Origin of the sequence: Pseudomonas sp. 06C 126, from assembly GCF_001855215.1 — a bacterium.
GTDB classification, from domain to species: Bacteria; Pseudomonadota; Gammaproteobacteria; order Pseudomonadales; family Pseudomonadaceae; genus Aquipseudomonas; species Aquipseudomonas proteolytica.
Genome location: NZ_MIFU01000079.1, coordinates 24,947 through 41,642 on the forward strand (window position 1 = coordinate 24,947; position 16,696 = coordinate 41,642).

Below are 16,696 nucleotides of genomic sequence, written 5' to 3' on the forward strand. Positions count from 1 at the left end.
TCGATTATGTTGCTCAGCTATCTGCGCCTGGTGTTGTTTGCCATCGGCTTGTTGGTCGGGGTGCAAGTCCCGGGGTTTATCAACGACTACGCCAAGCGCGTCGAAGCCCATTTGATCGAAGCCCAGACCGGCCTGCGCGGGTTTGAAAGCACTGCGCAGCAGTTCTTCAATGGCGATTTGCAGGCATTGGTGGCGCATTACCGCGCCAGTGAGGATCCGGTGTTCCGCAGCGATGCCAACAGCCTTGGCACCTTGCTCGATCGCCAGGTGGCGTTGGACAAGCAGTTCCAGGCCATGCAGGGGCCGTGGTACATCCGCGCCTTGCAGGTGGCGGTGGCCGCCGACCCGGATATCCGCAAGGAGACCTGGAATGGCTACAGCTACCAGATCCTCCTGACCCCCGAAGCCATGGGCTGGGGCCTGGGCGGGGCGATGCTGTTGTCGTTCGGCCTGGAATGCCTGTTCCGCCTGATCGACTGGGTGGTACTGGGTGGCAAGCGTCTGCGCCAGAGCCGACCGATTGAAGAGCGGGACCTCAAGGGTTTGTAAATCCAAATGTGGAACGGGGTTTGTGTAGGCACTGGCCTGCACCCCACAAGGGCTCTATCTGCTTAGGTTTGCGCGTTGCGGCAAAAATGTGCCTCGGTACAACAGTTGCACCGCGGTGAGGCTATCGCAGGCAAGCCAGCTCCCACCCAATCCAGCCCCTGCCGTTTCAATCGGGTTTCTTCAGTGAGGGTGGGTGACTGAGCACCATGCGTTCTTCACCCACTTCCTCGGCATACCGCGCCACGACGCTCTGGCACAACGCAACAATCTCCTCCACCAACTCCACGCCCACCCGCCACGACACCACCACCTGCAGGTTTGGTAAGCGTTGCGTCATGGGCAGCATGACCAGTTCGCCCCGCGCCAACTCTTCGCTGACCAGCACCGGCGGCAGCGCGCCGATACCGAAGCCGTCGCGCAGCAAGCGGGTGATGGCCGACACCGAATTCACACAGTTCATACGCGGCGCCGCCACGCCATGGGCCTGCATCAGGCTCAGCACGTCCTGGTGCGGGTGGGAGTTTTTCGAATAGGTGATGATCCGCTCTTGGGCCAACTCGGCCAGGGAGGCGTAGTCACGGTTGTAGATGCTATGGCTGGCGACGATCCAGCCCATGGGGTGGCTGGCCAGTTCCAGGCTGCGCACCGATTCCTGGCGTAGCAGGTCGGTTTGCAGGATCAGATCGAGAAAGCCTTTTTGCAGCTGATCGCTGAGGTTGAGCGCGGTATCGGCGACCAGCTCGATTTCCACCAGGGGGAAGTGGTCCATCAGTTCGGTCACCAGCGGGCTGAGCCAGGTATGGATCACCGTGTCCATCGCGCCGATGCGGATGCGTCCGACCTTGCTGCTGGTGGTTTCCAGCGACTGCTTGAGCCCCTGCATGGTGACCATCATCTGCTCGGCATAATCGAGCACCTTAATCCCATCCGGGGTCAGGCTCACCCCTCGTGAGTCACGCAGGAACAGTTTCACCCCCAGCTCGCTTTCCAGTACCGCAATGCGGCTGGAGATCGAGGCCTGGGTGGTGAACAGCTTCTCTGCCGTCAGCCGGAAGCTCTTGAGCCGGGCTACCCAGACGAAGGTTTCGAGGAACTTCAAATTCATGGGATCAACTTTTTCTTATGCATGGATCGGTTTTTATTAGTTGGACGCAGCAGGGGCTGCGCGCCAAAAATCGGGCTGTCTCACGATAAGCGTCGTCGGGGCTCAGGACAACATCGTTGCGGGATCTTGGTAAAAGATCCCACACTACAAAAAAATAAAGCCTACAGGAGTCTTCACCGTGAGCCGCCTGCTACTGAATTGCGACATCGGCGAAAGCTTTGGCGCCTGGACCATCGGTCTGGATGCCGAGGTCATGCCATTCATTGATTGCGCCAATATTGCCTGCGGCTTCCACGCCGGCGACCCGAGCATCATGCGCAAGACCGTCGCCCTGGCATTGCAGCATGGCGTGCAGATCGGTGCGCACCCGGCCTATCAGGACCTGGCAGGCTTTGGCCGCCGCTCCATGGCGTATGGGGCCGAGGAACTCCAGGACCTGCTGCATTACCAGATCGGTGCCCTCGACGGTATCTGCCGGGCCCAGGGTGGCCGGGTCAGCTACGTCAAGCCCCATGGCGCGATGTACAACGACATGATGGCCAAGCCTGCGCAACTGCGCGCGGTGATCCAGGCCGTGGCGGCGTACGACGCGAGGCTGCCGTTGATGCTCATGGCTACCCGCGACAACAGCGCCGCCCAGGCCCTGGGTGATGAGTATGGCGTGACCCTGTGGTTCGAAGCCTTTGCCGACCGCGCCTATGACAACGCCGGGCACCTGGTCTCGCGCCAGTTGCCCGGGGCCGTTCATCATGATGCGCAGGTCATCCTCCAGCAGGCCCTGACCATTGCCCGTGGCGAAACCCTGGTTGCCAGCGATGGCAGCCCCTTGCTGTTGCAGGCCGACACCCTTTGCGTGCATGGCGATAACGCCAGCTCGGTGGCGGCGGTGCAGCGCATTCGCCACGCGTTGACGCCACCATGAAGCCACGGATTGAAGTAGTGGCCATCGACTGCCTGATGGTGCGCCTGTTTGATGCAATAGCCGAAGACAACATGCCCTGGATGCTCGCCGCCACGCGCCGCCTGCGCGAGGGCTTTGGCTCGGTGTTGGTGGACCTGGTGCCTTCCTACACGACGCTGATGGTGCATTACGACCTGCTGGCGCTGAGTCCGGCACAGGCACGGGAGCTGATCGATCAGGCGCTTACCGACCTGCAGCCACAGGCACAGGGCAGCGGGCACTGTCACGTGTTGCCGGTGTGGTACGACCTGAGCGTCGGCCCTGAACTGACCTTGCTCGCCCAGCGCAGCGGGCTTGCGGTCGACGAGGTGATTCGGCGCCACAGCCAGCATCACTATCAGGTTTTCGCCCTCGGTTTTGCCCCAGGTTTTGCTTTTATGGGCCTGGTCGAAGAACAGCTCGCCGCGCCACGCCTGAACACCCCGCGCAAACGCGTGGCGCCGGGTAGCGTCGGCATCGCCGAGCGGCAGACCGCAGCCTACCCAGTGGAGTCCCCAGGGGGCTGGAACCTGATCGGCCGCACCCCGGCCAAACTGTTCGACCGCGAGCGCGATGGCTACAGCCTCATGCAGCCAGGCGACAGTGTGCGTTTCGAAGCCATCGGCCGCGCTGAATTTATCAACCTGGGTGGCGATGACACGCCCTTGGAGGCCCAGGCATGAGCCGCTTGTTGATCGAGGCCAGCACCGCGCTGTGCCTGTTGCAGGACGCCGGGCGTTTTGGTGTGCGGCATCTGGGCGTGACCCAGGGTGGCGCGCTGGATTGGGTGTCGATGTCCTGGGCCAATTGGCTGCTGGGTAATCCACTGGATGCGCCGGTGGTGGAGATCACCTTGGGCGGTTTTACCGTCCAGGCCCAAGGCTATTGCGTGCTGGCACTGGCCGGTGCTGACCTGGGGGCGTACATCGACGAGCGTGCCGTCAGCCCAGGGCGTAGTTTCATTCTGCAAAAAGGCCAGCGTTTGCGCTTCACCCAACCACACCGTGGCGCACGGGCTTACCTGGCGGCGCCGGGAGGTTTTGATGCGCCCAAGGTGCTGGGCAGTTGTGCCAGTGTTGGCCGCGAGGCCTTGGGCGGTTTGGACGGGTTTGGCCGGGCCCTGGCTGAAGGCGCTACGCTTGCCTATTGCGGCACGAGCAGCAATTTGCGTGAGTTGCCTGTGGAACAATTACACCCAGCGGCGCCCCTGGACGTGATTCTCGGTGCGCAGATCGGCCAGTTCAGCGGCCAGAGCCTGTTCGATGCGTTTAACACCGAATGGGCCCTGGACAGCCGCGCCGACCGCATGGGCATGCGCCTGCTGGGCACGCCGCTGGCGTATCAGGGCGCGTCGCTGATCTCCGAAGGCATCCCCTTGGGCGCAATCCAGGTACCGCCGGATGGGCAGCCGATTGTGTTGCTCAATGACCGGCAGACCATTGGCGGCTACCCGCGATTGGGTGCGTTGACGCCGTTGTCATTGGCGCGCCTGGCCCAGTGCCTGCCGGGGGAGAAGGTGCGGTTGGCACCGGTGATGCAGGAGACGGCGCACCGGGAGCATCTGAGCTATTTGCAGCGATTTATGAACCGCTAAAGGCATCGCAGGCAAGCCAGCTCCCACATTTAAACTGCGTTCACACAGTAAAGTATGTGAATGCATTCCATGTGGGAGCTGGCTTGCCTGCGATAGCGTCAGTGAATTCACCACCTATTTAGAGAGAAAGCGCATCCCTTCTTCCAATCCCCGCAAGGTCAGCGGATACATCTGGTCCTCAATCAAATCCCGCACGATATTGGTCGACGAGGTATAGCCCCAGGTATCTTTCGGGTACGGGTTAATCCAGATCAGCTTCTTGTACTTCTCCATGAACCGCTGCATCCACACATACCCCGGCTCCTCGTTCCAGTGCTCCACGCTGCCACCGGCCTGGGTGATTTCGTAAGGCGCCATGGCCGCATCGCCGATAAAGATCACCTTGTAGTCAGCGCCGTACTTGTGCAGCAGGTCCTGGGTCGAGGTGCGTTCGGAGGTGCGGCGCATGTTGTTCTTCCACACTGATTCATAAATGAAGTTGTGGAAGTAGAAGTACTCCAGGTGCTTGAACTCGGTCTTGCAGGCCGAAAACAGCTCCTCGCAGATCTTCACGTGGGCATCCATCGAGCCGCCGATGTCGAACAGCAACAGCAATTTGACCGTGTTGCGCCGTTCCGGGCGCATCTGGATATTCAGCAGGCCAGCGTCGCGGGCGGTGTGGTCGATGGTGCCGTCGATATCCAGCTCTTCGGCCGCACCCTGGCGTGCAAATTTGCGCAGGCGGCGCAGCGCCACCTTGATATTGCGCGTGCCCAGCTCCACCGAATCATCGAGGTTCTTGTACTCGCGTTGATCCCAGACCTTGACCGCCTTGCCCTGGCGCTTGCCGGCATCGCCCACGCGAATGCCCTCGGGGTTGAAGCCGCCGGAACCGAACGGGCTGGTGCCGCCGGTGCCGATCCATTTGTTGCCGCCGGCGTGGCGTTCCTTTTGTTCTTCCAGGCGTTTCTTGAACTCTTCGATCAGCTTGTCCAGGCCGCCCAAAGATTGGATCTGCGCGCGCTCTTCATCGCTCAGCGAACGCTCGAACTCCTTGCGCAGCCAATCTTCGGGAATCAGCGCCTGCAAGTGATCGTCGAGTTTTTCCAGGCCGTTGAAGTAGGCGCCGAAGGCACGGTCGAACTTGTCGAAATGGCGCTCGTCTTTCACCAGGATCGCCCGGGACAAGTAGTAGAACTCGTCCATGTCGGCGAAGGTCACCCGTTGTTTCAGGGCGTTGATCAAGTCCAACAGCTCACGCACCGAGACCGGCACCTTGGCTGCACGCATTTCATTGAACAGGTTGAGCAGCATGGCAAAAGCCCTTATCGAGTGCCGCGACGGCTCATGAACGCCAGGCGCTCAAGCAGTTGCACATCCTGCTCGTTTTTCACCAGGGCGCCGGCCAGTGGCGGGATGGCCTTGGTCGGATCACGCTCGCGCAACACCGCTTCGCCGATGTTGTCGGCCATCAGCAGCTTGAGCCAGTCCACCAGTTCGGAGGTGGAAGGTTTTTTCTTCAGGCCCGGCACCTTGCGCACGTCGAAGAACACGTCCAGCGCTTCGCTGACCAGGTCTTTCTTGATGTCCGGGTAGTGCACGTCGACGATTTTCTGCAGGGTGGTGCGGTCGGGGAAGGCGATGTAGTGGAAGAAGCAGCGACGCAGGAACGCATCCGGCAGCTCTTTCTCGTTGTTGGAGGTAATGATGATGATCGGGCGCTTCTTGGCCTTGATGGTCTCGTCGATTTCGTAGACGTAGAACTCCATCTTGTCGAGTTCTTGCAACAGGTCGTTGGGGAACTCGATGTCGGCCTTGTCGATCTCGTCGATCAGCAGGATCACCCGCTCTTCGGACTCGAAAGCCTCCCACAGCTTGCCTTTCTTGAGGTAGTTGCGCACGTCATGGACCTTGTCCACGCCCAGCTGCGAGTCGCGCAGGCGGCTGACCGCATCGTATTCATACAGGCCCTGGTGCGCCTTGGTGGTGGACTTGATGTGCCAGGTAATCAAGCGTGCGCCGAACGATTCGGCCAGTTGTTCGGCGAGCATGGTCTTACCGGTGCCCGGCTCGCCCTTGACCAGCAGCGGGCGCTCCAATGTGATGGCGGCGTTGACCGCCAGTTTCAGGTCATCGGTGGCAACGTAGGCCTGGGTGCCTTCGAACTTCATTTCTCAATCCTCGAACATGACGCCGGTAGTCAGCATGCCTGCGACTATAGCGCGCAGCCCCGGTGACTGTGAACGCAGACGGGTTATTCAGTCTCTGAATGACCAGTCACTCCACGGTCAATCCGCGCTGGGCTTGGGTTGTTCGTAGCGGGCATTGAACGCCTGGACGAAACCATTGCGCAAAATCTGCAAAAACGCCTGGAATGCGCTGATATTTTGCTGGTGCACGCTGCCACTGAGCTCGACTCGGGTGGCGAACTGGTTTTTGCTCTGGTTCTTCAGGACGGTTTCGCTGGCGCCGACCACGGCTTCCCAGATCGAGCGGAAAATCCCCTTGTCCTTGTTCTCCACATCCTGCTGCCAGTCGAAGACTTCCACGTCCCGCAACAGTGGCTTGATATAACCGGTCAGTTGGGCTTTTTCGGCCTGGGCCTCGATGACCACGTCGCCGGTGCCGGCTTTGAAGTCGAACTTGCCATAGGCCGAGGCGAAGTCGTTCATGCGCTTGAGCTGGATATCACGGGCGCGGAAGCGGAACTCGAAGTCTTCAAAGTTGCTCAGCGGGTCGAAAGTCGCGCTGGCTTCCAGTGGTGCATGCCCCAGCAACATGGCCTTGCCGTCAAAGCGCGCATCGCGCTTGCCTTCGACGTCCACCACATTGGTCAGGTTATAGAGGCTGGCGTTGACCTGGGTGGCGCCGATGTTGACCGGCGGCTTTGAATTGAAGTTGTGAAAGGCGATCTTGCCGTCGTCGATGCGCACTTCGTTGAGGGTGATGGGCAGCAACTTGCCCAGTTGTGCCCGCCAGTCGGTGCCGCGACCGGTCTGGGACGCCTGTTTGTTGGGGCCGCCGTCGACGAAGTTGAGTTCTGGCTCGACGAATTGCACTTCGGCTACAACCGCATGGTCGTACCATAAGGAATGCCAGCTGACCGACAGATCGATCACCGGGGCCTTGACGAACGGTACGGGCACCTTGCCATCGACCTTGACGATCTGCAGGCCGTTGATCCGGTACGCGCCGCGCCATAGCGCCAGGTCGACATCAGTCACTTGGCCACGGTAGTCGCCCATATCGGCGAGTTTTTCGTTGAGGTAGTTGCGCACCAGGTAGGGCAGGGCGATATCCAGTGCCACCAGCACGACCACCAGCCCGGCGACCGTCCATATCGGCCAACTGTAGCGACGCTTCATAGGTTTTTCCTCCCTGTGTATAGGCGGTTGACTACGCAGGCAGCGCCAACGTTCCTCGACTGGACGCCTTGGAGTACGAGGCATACCCTTGTTGCCTTCTTGAAACCGCCTAAAGGACCCCGCCATGAGCCGCATTTTTGCAGACAACGCGCACTCCATCGGTAACACGCCCCTGGTTCAGATCAACCGCATCGCGCCCCGTGGCGTGACCATCCTGGCCAAGATCGAAGGGCGTAACCCTGGGTATTCGGTGAAGTGCCGGATCGGCGCGAACATGATCTGGGACGCGGAAAGCAGCGGCAAACTCAAGCCTGGCATGACCATCGTCGAGCCGACTTCGGGTAACACCGGGATTGGCCTGGCCTTTGTCGCCGCTGCCCGTGGCTACAAGTTGCTGCTGACCATGCCTGCCTCCATGAGCATCGAGCGGCGCAAGGTGCTCAAGGCCCTGGGCGCTGAACTGGTGCTGACCGAGCCGGCCAAGGGCATGAAGGGCGCGATCGAGAAAGCTGGCGAAATCCTTGCCAGCGACCCGGCGACCTACTTCATGCCGTCCCAGTTCGACAACCCGGCCAACCCGGCCATCCATGAAAAAACCACCGGCCCGGAAATCTGGAACGACACCGATGGCGCCGTGGATGTGCTGGTAGCGGGTGTCGGCACGGGTGGGACCATCACCGGTGTGTCGCGTTACATCAAGAATACAGCGGGCAAACCGATCCTCTCGGTGGCCGTGGAGCCCATCAGCTCGCCGGTGATTACCCAGGCGTTGGCCGGTGAGGAAATCAAGCCCAGCCCCCACAAGATCCAGGGGATCGGCGCAGGGTTTGTGCCGAAGAACCTCGACCTGTCGATGGTCGACCGGGTGGAGTTGGTCAGTGACGATGAGTCCAAGGCCATGGCGCTGCGGTTGATGCAGGAAGAAGGCATCCTGTGCGGGATTTCCTGTGGTGCGGCGATGGCCGTCGCGGTACGCCTGGCGGAGAAACCAGAAATGCAGGGCAAGACCATTGTGGTAATCCTGCCGGACTCCGGCGAGCGTTACCTGTCGAGCATGCTGTTCAGCGATCTGTTCACCGACCAGGAAAACCAGGCCTGACGCTGTAGGAGCGAGCTTGCCCACGAAGACCCTGAATGCCCCTTGCAGACACGCTCGCTCCTACAGAAATCGGGTTGATCCAAATCAGCCCGGTTTGATGCCCTTTATGCATAATTGTTTACTCGCCGCGCACCCCTTAAAACGTATTGTTGGATAACGCGGGTTTTTCCTCCGGCCTGGAGTGTTTATCATGGCCGGCTGCTATGTCGGGTTTCCCGCTGCCGGGAGGCTATTTCCAGGAGTTGCTGCATGACCTTTTCTTTGGCCGCCAAGCTGTCGGTGCTGCTGTTGTTTATCGGCAGTACGCTTTACGTGCATTTGCGCGGCAAGGCGCGTTTGCCGGTGCTGCGCCAGTTCGTCAACCATTCGGCACTGTTCGCCCCGTACAACGCCTTGATGTACATCTTTTCGGCTGTGCCGTCCAAGCCGTACCTGGACCGCAGCAAGTTCCCGGAACTGGATGTGCTCAAGGACAACTGGGAAGTGATCCGCGACGAGGCCATGCACCTGTTTGACGAAGGCTATATCCGCGCCGCCGAGAAGAACAACGATGCCGGTTTTGGCTCGTTCTTCAAGAAGGGTTGGAAGCGCTTCTACCTCAAGTGGTACGACAAACCACTGCCGTCGGCCGAGTTGCTGTGCCCAAAAACCGTGGCCCTGGTCAGCAGCATCCCCAACGTCAAGGGCGCCATGTTTGCCCTGTTGCCGGGCGGCAGCCACCTCAATCCCCATCGCGACCCGTTTGCCGGGTCCCTGCGCTATCACTTGGGGTTGTCGACGCCCAACTCCGACGACTGCCGCATTTTCGTCGATGGCCAGATCTACGCCTGGCGCGATGGCGAAGATGTGATGTTCGACGAAACCTACGTGCACTGGGTGAAGAACGAAACCGAGAAGACCCGGGTGATTCTGTTCTGCGATATCGAACGCCCCCTGAGCAACCGATTGATGACCCGCATCAACCGCTGGGTCAGTGCCCAGTTGGGCCGCGCGACTGCGCCACAGAACCTGGACGACGAGCGCGTGGGCGGGATCAACCAGGCCTATGCCTGGAGCAAGAGCTTCAGCGATCGCTTCAGTGGTGTGGTCAAGCAGTGGAAGCGCAAGCACCCCAAAGCCTATCGCGTCATGCGGCCGGTATTGGCGGCGGTGGTGGTGGGGGCGTTGGTGTATTGGTTGTTTGGCTGATGGGTTCAAAAAAACCGCTCGTATGAGCGGTTTTTTTATGACTTTTATTTTTCCGGGTGACCCGCCAAAAGGCTTGGTTCTTCAACGTTGCCGGCCATAGCCGCGCTGAGAAAACGGCGCTGATTGGCGGTCAGCACAGTGCTTTTAGGTTCCTGGCCGGCCTTGGACGACGCTTTTCGGGCGACGGGTTTTTTAATAAGTTCTCCCATGCAGCCTCCACGATTGATCATTAATTGAACATGTTTGCGATGCTATTCGTTCTCTACCGCTATCACAAGCCTGCCCCGTGAATCGAAGTCAAAGCCCAGGTTTTGATAGAGGGGAATAGCCCCGGGTGCGGGCTCCTGAATTTCTATCCATTGGCTGCCAATGATTCTCGCGTAATGGTCGATGGCAATCATCGTCAGTGATGCTATGCGGCTTTTCAAAGGGTGGGATTTTCCAGGTCTTCCCTCCAGGCGGATGACCTTGATCCGCAATCGGCTTTGATTGGGATTGGCAAAGCACAGCCCACAGAGCACCTCGTCGTACCAGAGGGACAAATCGAACGCCATCGGTTCACGGCCTTTCCATGTCGCAACCTCGTCCCATGAGAAGTGAGAGTCTTCTGCCCAGTCCTGATAGGCAGCCAATGCATGGCTGTCGATCAATTCAAAACGGACATGGGTCAAGTCGATCTCTGCGCCTTGGGCGTCGGTGTGTTTCAGGTTTTTGTACCACTGTTGAGTCGATGCATTCGCAAGGCGTAAAGCTTTGGATCGGTAGAGCTGGTATCGCAAGGAGTCGCGTGTTTTTGGCATTGGCGGTCATGAGTCGAAAGCCTCCTGAAGAGGAGTGAGTTGGTTTTTCCCAAGGCTAGAGGTGGTTTTTCAACTTGTCCTTACTGGCCTTTTGGCAAAGCCATTGCAAAGCGTGTCACCGGCTGGTTATAGTCGGCGCCAGGTGTTTCACAGCACCTTTAATCCCTTCAAAAAAGATCAGCCCATGCCTGCTTCCCCACGCATAGCGGTAGTCGATTCAGCGGTCAACGCTGCGGTCGTGCCGTGTGGGAGCCAGCAGCCTGCGCAGATCAGTCATTACCCTCCACCTGTCAGTAGCACGCCGGTGTACGCAGTCGTATCACCGCCGGGCGTTGGCATTTCGGGCTGATCAGCAGATCACTGTTGCCCGTTGCCTGCCTGTACCGAACCTACTGAATTTCAGCCTTGGCTGAGTTGGCTTTTTGCCTGACTACAGGTGTTCATCATGTCTGTTCTTTCGAAACAATCCGTGGCCGCGGCGGCCTCGACGAGCCTGTTTGTCCTGCTGTGGAGCAGCGGGGCGATTTTCTCCAAGCTGGGCCTGGCTCATGCATCACCCTTTGCCTTCCTGTTGATCCGCTTTGCCATTGCCCTGGCGGGCCTGGTGGTGCTGGTACCGATCCTCAAGCTCAGGTTGCCGCGCCCGGGCAAACCGCTGTGGTATGCGGTGGCCACCGGGCTGGTGCTGCTGGGGGCCTATCAGATTTTCTATCTGCTGGCCCTGGACTTGAAGATCACCCCTGGTGTGATGGCAACCATCATGGGCGTGCAACCGATCCTCACCGTGGTGTTGATGGAGCGCCAGCGTTCATGGCGTCGGATATTCGGCCTGGCGCTGGGGTTGGTGGGGCTGATCATGGTGGTGTACCAGGGCATCGGTCTGGCCGGCATGTCCCTGGCCGGCATGCTGTTTGGCTTGCTGGCGCTGGCGAGCATGACCCTGGGCTCGATCATGCAGAAGCGCATTACCGAGAACCCATTGGGCACCTTGCCAGTGCAGTACCTGGCGGGCTTGTTGTTGTGCGCAGTGTTCGTGCCGTTCCAGCCTTTTCATTTCGAGCACAGCAGCCGCTTTTACCTGCCGGTGTTGTGGATGGGGCTGGTGGTGTCACTGTTGGCGACGCTGCTGCTGTACCGCCTGATCGCCCGGGGCAACCTGGTGAATGTCACCAGCCTGTTCTACCTGGTGCCAGCGGTGACTGCGGTGATGGACTACCTGATCTTTGGCAATCGGCTGGCGCTGCTGAGTGTGCTGGGGATGGGGTTGATCATCGTCGGCTTGGTGTTCGTTTTCCGTAAAGCCTGATACCCCGTGTAGGCGCCGGCAAGCCGGCTCCTACACGGTCTTGATCAGTTTCCCTGGGCGTAGCACCAGCCACAGCGCCCCCGCGATCAACATCCCGCCATACAGATGGGCCATGGACAACGGTTCATCCAGCAGCAATGCGCCCCACAACACGCCGAACGGCGGAATCATGAAGGTAACGGTCATCGACTTCACCGGCCCGATGGATGTCAGCAGGCGGAAGTACAGGATGTAGGCAAACGCCGTACACAACAGCCCCAAACCGAGCAGCGACAACCACACATTCCAGCCACCCCAACTGGCGGGCGGATGGCTGATGGCGCTCCAGCCAAACCAAGGCAATAGAAACAATGTGGCACCGAGCATGCTGCCCAAGGCCGAAAGACGGCTGTCCAGGCCACCCTGTTGATCCAGCCAGCGGCGCGCCAGGAAGCCGGCGAAGCCGTAGCAGGTGGTTGCCAGCAGGCAGGCGAGGGCGCCCATCAGCAGTTCCAGGTCAAAGGCCACCGGCCCGGCCCGCGTGAGGATGCCCACGCCGAACAAACCCAGGCCTACTCCGGTAATCTTCGACAGCGTCAGCCGTTCATGGAAAAACAGCCCGCCAATCAATACGCCCATCAACGGCGTCGTCGCGTTGAAAATCGCCGAATAACCTGCGGGCAAGACCTGCGCCGCCACCGAATACATGGTCGCAGGGATCCCGGAGTTGATCACCCCAAGCAACAGCACGGTTTTGAATTTACCGCGAAAATCCCAGCTCACCCGCAGGATTGCCAGGATCACCAGCAAACCGGCTGCGGCAATTGACACCCGGAAGAATGCTGTAGGAATCGTGCCGATCTCGGGGGCGATAATCCGCATGAACAGAAAGCTCGCGCCCCAGATGGCGGCCAGTACCAGCAGGTACAGGGTGTCGACAGGTCTCACGGACAGCTCCTTTTTAATCAGGGCGAGAGTGTTGCCCAGGGACCTGTCTGACACAATCTTTTACGTATCCACTACACAATAAAGCGCGTCACCAAACCATTGAGGTCCACCGCCAGGCGCGACAGCTCCTGGCTGGCGGCCGAGGTCTGGGTCGCCCCGGCGGCGGTCTGGGTCGACAGGTCGCGGATGTTCACCAGGCTCCGATCCACCTCCCGGGCCACCGACGCCTGTTGCTCGGCAGCACTGGCGATCACCAGGTTGCGCTGGTTGATCTGCGAAATGGCGGCGGTGATTTTTTCCAGGGCGCTGCCTGCGCTGTTGGCCCGTTGCAACGTCTGGCTGGCGTGCTCGGCGCTGCTGGTGAGGGCGCCGACCGTGTCCTGCGTGCCTTGCTGGATACCGGTGATCATCTGCTCGATTTCTTCGGTGGAGTCCTGGGTCCGTTGTGCCAGGGAACGTACCTCGTCGGCCACCACCGCAAAGCCCCGCCCGGCCTCGCCAGCGCGGGCGGCTTCAATGGCGGCGTTGAGCGCAAGCAGGTTGGTCTGCCCGGCAATCCCGCGTATCACTTCCAGCACCTTGCTGATGTCTTGCGCCTGCACTGCCAGGCCCTCGGCCTTGCCCGAGGCGTCGAGCACCTCGTTGACCAGGTTCTGGATCGAGCTGATGGTTTCGCTGATCTGATAGTGCCCGTGCTTGCTGTCTTCATCGGACGCCTGGGAGGCTTCGGCGCTGGAGACCGCATTGCCCGCTACCTCATCCACTGCCGCGCTCATTTGCGTGACGGCGGTGGCGGCCTGCTCGATTTCATCGTTCTGGGCTTGCAGGCCGCGAGTGCTTTGCTCCATCACCGAGCTCATCTCTTCGGCGGCCGAGGCCAATTGCTGGGCGGATTCGCTGATACCGCGAATGGTCGCCTGCAATTGCTCCTGCATGGTGGCCAGGGCGCCCAGCAACTGTGCCGGTTCGTCCTTGCCCTGCACGTGAATCGGCTGGCTCAGGTCGCCGGAGGCAATCGTACGTGCCGCGCGCAACGCCTGCGCCAGGGGCGTGGTGATACTGCGGGTCAACAGCCAGGCCAGTAGCAACGTCGCGATCAGGGCGACTGCGATGATGACGCCGACGATCCACTGTGCACTCTGATACACCTGCGCCGCCGATTGCGCCGCATCCTGCGCGCCTTGCTGGTTGAAGTCGATCAACGCGTCCAGGCTCCGGCCGAGGATCACGCCCTGGGGCGTCAACTTGTCGGTGAGCAAGGTCAGGGCCTGCATCTGCTCATCCTGGTCTACCCGTTGGATCAACTGGTCGACGATGGTCATATAACCCGCCGCGGCGGTTTTGAGCTGGTCCAGTAGCTGACGCTCCTGATCATTGCTCAACAGGGCCTGGTGATTGTCCAGGCGCTCCTGCAACTGCGCGCGCTCCTTGGCGATCAAACCTTTGCTGCGCTCGCGCACCGCCGACTCATCGGTGGTCAACAAGCGCAGCGCCTCCAGGCGGATCGCCGCGACGTTGGCGGCGCTGTCGTGGATGTTCTCGATGCTCGGCATCCAAGCCGTTTCAATGATGGCGGCACTTTCGCGCAGCTTGGCCATCTGCCCCAGGCCAAACAACCCGACCAGCACCAGCAGGCCGGCCAATACCGCAAAACTCAGACTGGCGCGCAGGCCGATCCCCATATTCCTCAATGACATTGCAATGCTCCTTGGGCGATTTAAAGCCGTTCCCGAGCCGGTCTTTTGACCTTGTTATCAGGGAAGGGGGTGGCTATATAGCAAAGTGCCATCACTGAGGTAATCAGGGTTTCCCTTACATTGGATCCACGTTTGTATAAGGCCGCAGAGCCCACGCCGGCCTGAGTTGTTCCCTGCTTTTGGTGCCAGCGCCCGGCTTTTGCGGCCTTCAGGTGAATCGATTCATCGACGCGACGTGACTTTGGGGTGTTTTATTGACCGGATGGTCGAATTAAAAAATCGTAAACATTTGTTTGTCGCGCACCGATCCGCGTGGCATCGCCCGGCGAAAATTGTACTTCTCCTGCTTGCGGACTCTGGCTAATCTCAGGGCTTCCGAACGCCCGCAGAGGTCTCCGACATGCCGCAGCAAACGCCTGCCATCGACACCGCGCAGTCCATCGCACAGATGATCCTTGATGGCTTCGACGATTACCGCGAGCATTTTCGCCAGATCACCGACGGCGCCCGCGAGCGCTTTGAGAAGGCCCAGTGGCAGGAGGCGCAAACCGCCTCGGCGGCGCGGATCAACCTGTACGAAGAAAAGGTCGGTGAAGTCACCACGCGCCTGCGGGCAACCTTTGACGCAGGCGCGTTGCTGGATATCAAGTCCTGGCCACTGGTCAAGAGCGCCTATATCAGCCTGATCGACCTGCGGTTTGACGATGAGCTGTCCGAAACCTGGTACAACTCGATCTTTTGCGGGCTGTTCAGCCACGACCTGATCAGCGACGGCTGCATGTTCATCCACACCACTCGCCCGAGCCTGCGTCGCGCCCGCGCTGCGCAAACCCGCACCTACAAGCCCCAGGGCCAACTGGCGGGCATGCTCGAGCAGATTTTCAGCGACTACCGCTTCAGCGAGCCCTACGCCGACCTGGCCGCCGACCTGCAGCGCCTCGAAGCGCAACTGCGCGAGAGCCTGCCGGATTGGGTCTGCAAGGACCCGGACCTCAACGTCGAGCTGTTTTCTTCGGTGCTCTATCGCAACAAAGGCGCATACCTGGTGGGTCGTCTCTATACCCGCGACGAACAGTGGCCGCTGGTGATCCCGCTGCTGCATCGCGAAGGGCAGGGCATCCGCATCGACGCGCTGATCACTGACGAAGCCGATGTGTCGATCATCTTCTCGTTCACCCGCTCCTATTTCATGGTGGATGTGCCGGTACCGGCGGAATTCATCGGTTTTCTCAAACGCATCCTGCCGGGCAAGCACATCGCCGAGCTGTACACCTCCATCGGCTTCTACAAACACGGCAAGTCAGAGTTCTACCGGGCGCTGATCAACCACCTGGCCAGCACCGACGACCAGTTCATCATGGCCCCGGGCGTGCGGGGGATGGTCATGAGCGTGTTCACCCTGCCGGGGTTCAACACGGTGTTCAAAATCATCAAGGACCGTTTCTCGCCGTCGAAGAACGTCAACCGTGCGACGGTTATCGAGAAGTACCGCCTGGTCAAAAGTGTCGACCGGGTCGGGCGCATGGCTGATACCCAGGAGTTCGCCGACTTCCGTTTCCCGTTGAGCAAATTCGAGCCCCAATGCCTGGCCGAACTGCTGGAAGTGGCTGCGGGCACGGTCGAGGTGGAAGGTGACACGGTGCTGATTCGTCACTGCTGGACCGAACGGCGCATGACCCCGCTCAACCTCTACCTGGAAAACGCCAATGAGGCCCAGGTGCGCGAAGCCCTCGAAGATTACGGCCTGGCAATCAAACAGCTGGCGGCGGCGAATATCTTTCCCGGCGACATGCTGCTGAAAAACTTTGGCGTCACCCGCCACGGTCGCGTGGTGTTCTACGACTATGACGAGATCTGCTTCCTCACCGAAGCCAACTTCCGCCATATCCCGGCACCCCGAACCCCGGAAGATGAAATGGCCTCCGAGCCGTGGTATTCCATCGGCCCGCTGGACGTATTCCCCGAGGAGTTCCCGCCGTTCCTGTTTGCGGATGCCGGGCAACGGCGCTTGTTCGATGAGTTGCACGGTGAGCTGTACAACGCCGACTACTGGAAAGGCCTGCAAGAGGCGATTCGGGCGGGGAAAGTGATTGATGTGTTTCCGTACCGGCGCAAGGGCCTGGATAACGAATAAGGGCACTAATCCG

The 16,696-nt window shown here is 60.1% G+C and carries 16 protein-coding genes; 8 read left to right on the forward strand and 8 right to left on the reverse strand.

Features of this window, described 5'->3' with window-relative positions; genetic code table 11:
• Nucleotides 1–6: 6 nt before the first annotated feature.
• Nucleotides 7–549 (forward strand): DUF2937 family protein, encoded by a 543-nt coding sequence (locus tag BHC62_RS11685; RefSeq protein ID WP_029292341.1) that lies wholly within the window; start codon nt 7–9, stop codon nt 547–549.
• A 166-nt stretch (nt 550–715) separates the two neighbouring features.
• Here BHC62_RS11685 and BHC62_RS11690 read toward each other — a convergent pair whose 3' ends face one another.
• Nucleotides 716–1,654 carry a LysR family transcriptional regulator gene (locus BHC62_RS11690; RefSeq protein ID WP_070995105.1) on the reverse strand — a complete coding sequence of 313 codons (939 nt, stop codon included), beginning with the start codon at nt 1,652–1,654 and terminating at the stop codon, nt 716–718.
• 178 nt (nt 1,655–1,832) lie between these two features.
• Here BHC62_RS11690 and BHC62_RS11695 point away from each other — a divergent pair, with 178 nt between their 5' ends.
• Genes BHC62_RS11695 through BHC62_RS11705 form a run of 3 tightly spaced genes read left to right on the forward strand, consistent with a single transcriptional unit; the run spans nt 1,833 to nt 4,188 of the window.
• Entirely contained in the window at nt 1,833–2,576 is a 744-nt protein-coding gene (locus BHC62_RS11695; protein WP_070995106.1) for a 5-oxoprolinase subunit PxpA, read from the forward strand.
• Nucleotides 2,573–3,277, forward strand: coding sequence for an allophanate hydrolase subunit 1 (locus BHC62_RS11700; RefSeq protein ID WP_070995107.1), 705 nt, complete (start codon nt 2,573–2,575; stop codon nt 3,275–3,277). Before BHC62_RS11695 ends, BHC62_RS11700 begins: the two co-directional genes overlap by 4 nt.
• Nucleotides 3,274–4,188, forward strand: a complete 915-nt coding sequence (locus tag BHC62_RS11705) for a biotin-dependent carboxyltransferase family protein (protein WP_070995108.1) — start codon at nt 3,274–3,276, stop codon at nt 4,186–4,188. The genes BHC62_RS11700 and BHC62_RS11705 overlap by 4 nt, the downstream gene beginning before the upstream one ends.
• A gap of 114 nt (nt 4,189–4,302) precedes the next feature.
• Here BHC62_RS11705 and BHC62_RS11710 read toward each other — a convergent pair whose 3' ends face one another.
• The 3 genes from BHC62_RS11710 to BHC62_RS11720 all read right to left on the reverse strand — a co-directional run bounded on the left by BHC62_RS11710 (nt 4,303) and on the right by BHC62_RS11720 (nt 7,532).
• A complete protein-coding gene (locus BHC62_RS11710) occupies nt 4,303–5,481 on the reverse strand; it encodes a VWA domain-containing protein (protein WP_029292346.1) in 1,179 nt (392 codons plus the stop codon).
• Between the two features lie 11 nt (nt 5,482–5,492).
• A complete protein-coding gene (locus tag BHC62_RS11715; protein WP_029292347.1) occupies nt 5,493–6,338 on the reverse strand; it encodes a MoxR family ATPase in 846 nt (281 codons plus the stop codon).
• A 117-nt stretch (nt 6,339–6,455) separates the two neighbouring features.
• On the reverse strand, nt 6,456–7,532 hold the full coding sequence (locus tag BHC62_RS11720) for a DUF748 domain-containing protein (protein WP_070995109.1): 1,077 nt from the start codon (nt 7,530–7,532) through the stop codon (nt 6,456–6,458).
• A 124-nt stretch (nt 7,533–7,656) separates the two neighbouring features.
• Here BHC62_RS11720 and cysK point away from each other — a divergent pair, with 124 nt between their 5' ends.
• Nucleotides 7,657–8,631 (forward strand): cysteine synthase A, encoded by a 975-nt coding sequence (gene cysK, locus BHC62_RS11725; protein WP_070995110.1) that lies wholly within the window; start codon nt 7,657–7,659, stop codon nt 8,629–8,631.
• Between the two features lie 249 nt (nt 8,632–8,880).
• Nucleotides 8,881–9,819, forward strand: a complete 939-nt coding sequence (locus tag BHC62_RS11730; protein WP_029292350.1) for an aspartyl/asparaginyl beta-hydroxylase domain-containing protein — start codon at nt 8,881–8,883, stop codon at nt 9,817–9,819.
• Between the two features lie 44 nt (nt 9,820–9,863).
• On the opposite strand, the gene BHC62_RS28580 is transcribed toward BHC62_RS11730, so the two are convergent.
• Both BHC62_RS28580 and BHC62_RS11735 read right to left on the reverse strand, forming a co-directional pair.
• Nucleotides 9,864–10,028, reverse strand: a complete 165-nt coding sequence (locus BHC62_RS28580) for a hypothetical protein (RefSeq protein ID WP_158682880.1) — start codon at nt 10,026–10,028, stop codon at nt 9,864–9,866.
• Nucleotides 10,029–10,070: 42 nt separating this feature from the next.
• Entirely contained in the window at nt 10,071–10,619 is a 549-nt protein-coding gene (locus tag BHC62_RS11735; protein ID WP_070995111.1) for a hypothetical protein, read from the reverse strand.
• 445 nt (nt 10,620–11,064) lie between these two features.
• Between BHC62_RS11735 and BHC62_RS11740 the strand changes: the two genes are divergently transcribed.
• Entirely contained in the window at nt 11,065–11,925 is an 861-nt protein-coding gene (locus BHC62_RS11740; RefSeq protein WP_029292352.1) for a DMT family transporter, read from the forward strand.
• A 30-nt stretch (nt 11,926–11,955) separates the two neighbouring features.
• Here the strand turns inward: BHC62_RS11740 and BHC62_RS11745 are convergent, their stop codons facing one another.
• Nucleotides 11,956–12,852 carry a DMT family transporter gene (locus BHC62_RS11745; protein ID WP_029292353.1) on the reverse strand — a complete coding sequence of 299 codons (897 nt, stop codon included), beginning with the start codon at nt 12,850–12,852 and terminating at the stop codon, nt 11,956–11,958.
• Nucleotides 12,853–12,923: 71 nt separating this feature from the next.
• Nucleotides 12,924–14,549: a methyl-accepting chemotaxis protein gene (locus BHC62_RS11750; protein ID WP_070995112.1), complete on the reverse strand. Its 1,626-nt coding sequence runs from the start codon at nt 14,547–14,549 to the stop codon at nt 12,924–12,926.
• Nucleotides 14,550–14,949: 400 nt separating this feature from the next.
• Here BHC62_RS11750 and aceK point away from each other — a divergent pair, with 400 nt between their 5' ends.
• Nucleotides 14,950–16,683 carry a bifunctional isocitrate dehydrogenase kinase/phosphatase gene (gene aceK, locus BHC62_RS11755; protein WP_029292355.1) on the forward strand — a complete coding sequence of 578 codons (1,734 nt, stop codon included), beginning with the start codon at nt 14,950–14,952 and terminating at the stop codon, nt 16,681–16,683.
• Nucleotides 16,684–16,696: the final 13 nt, after the last annotated feature.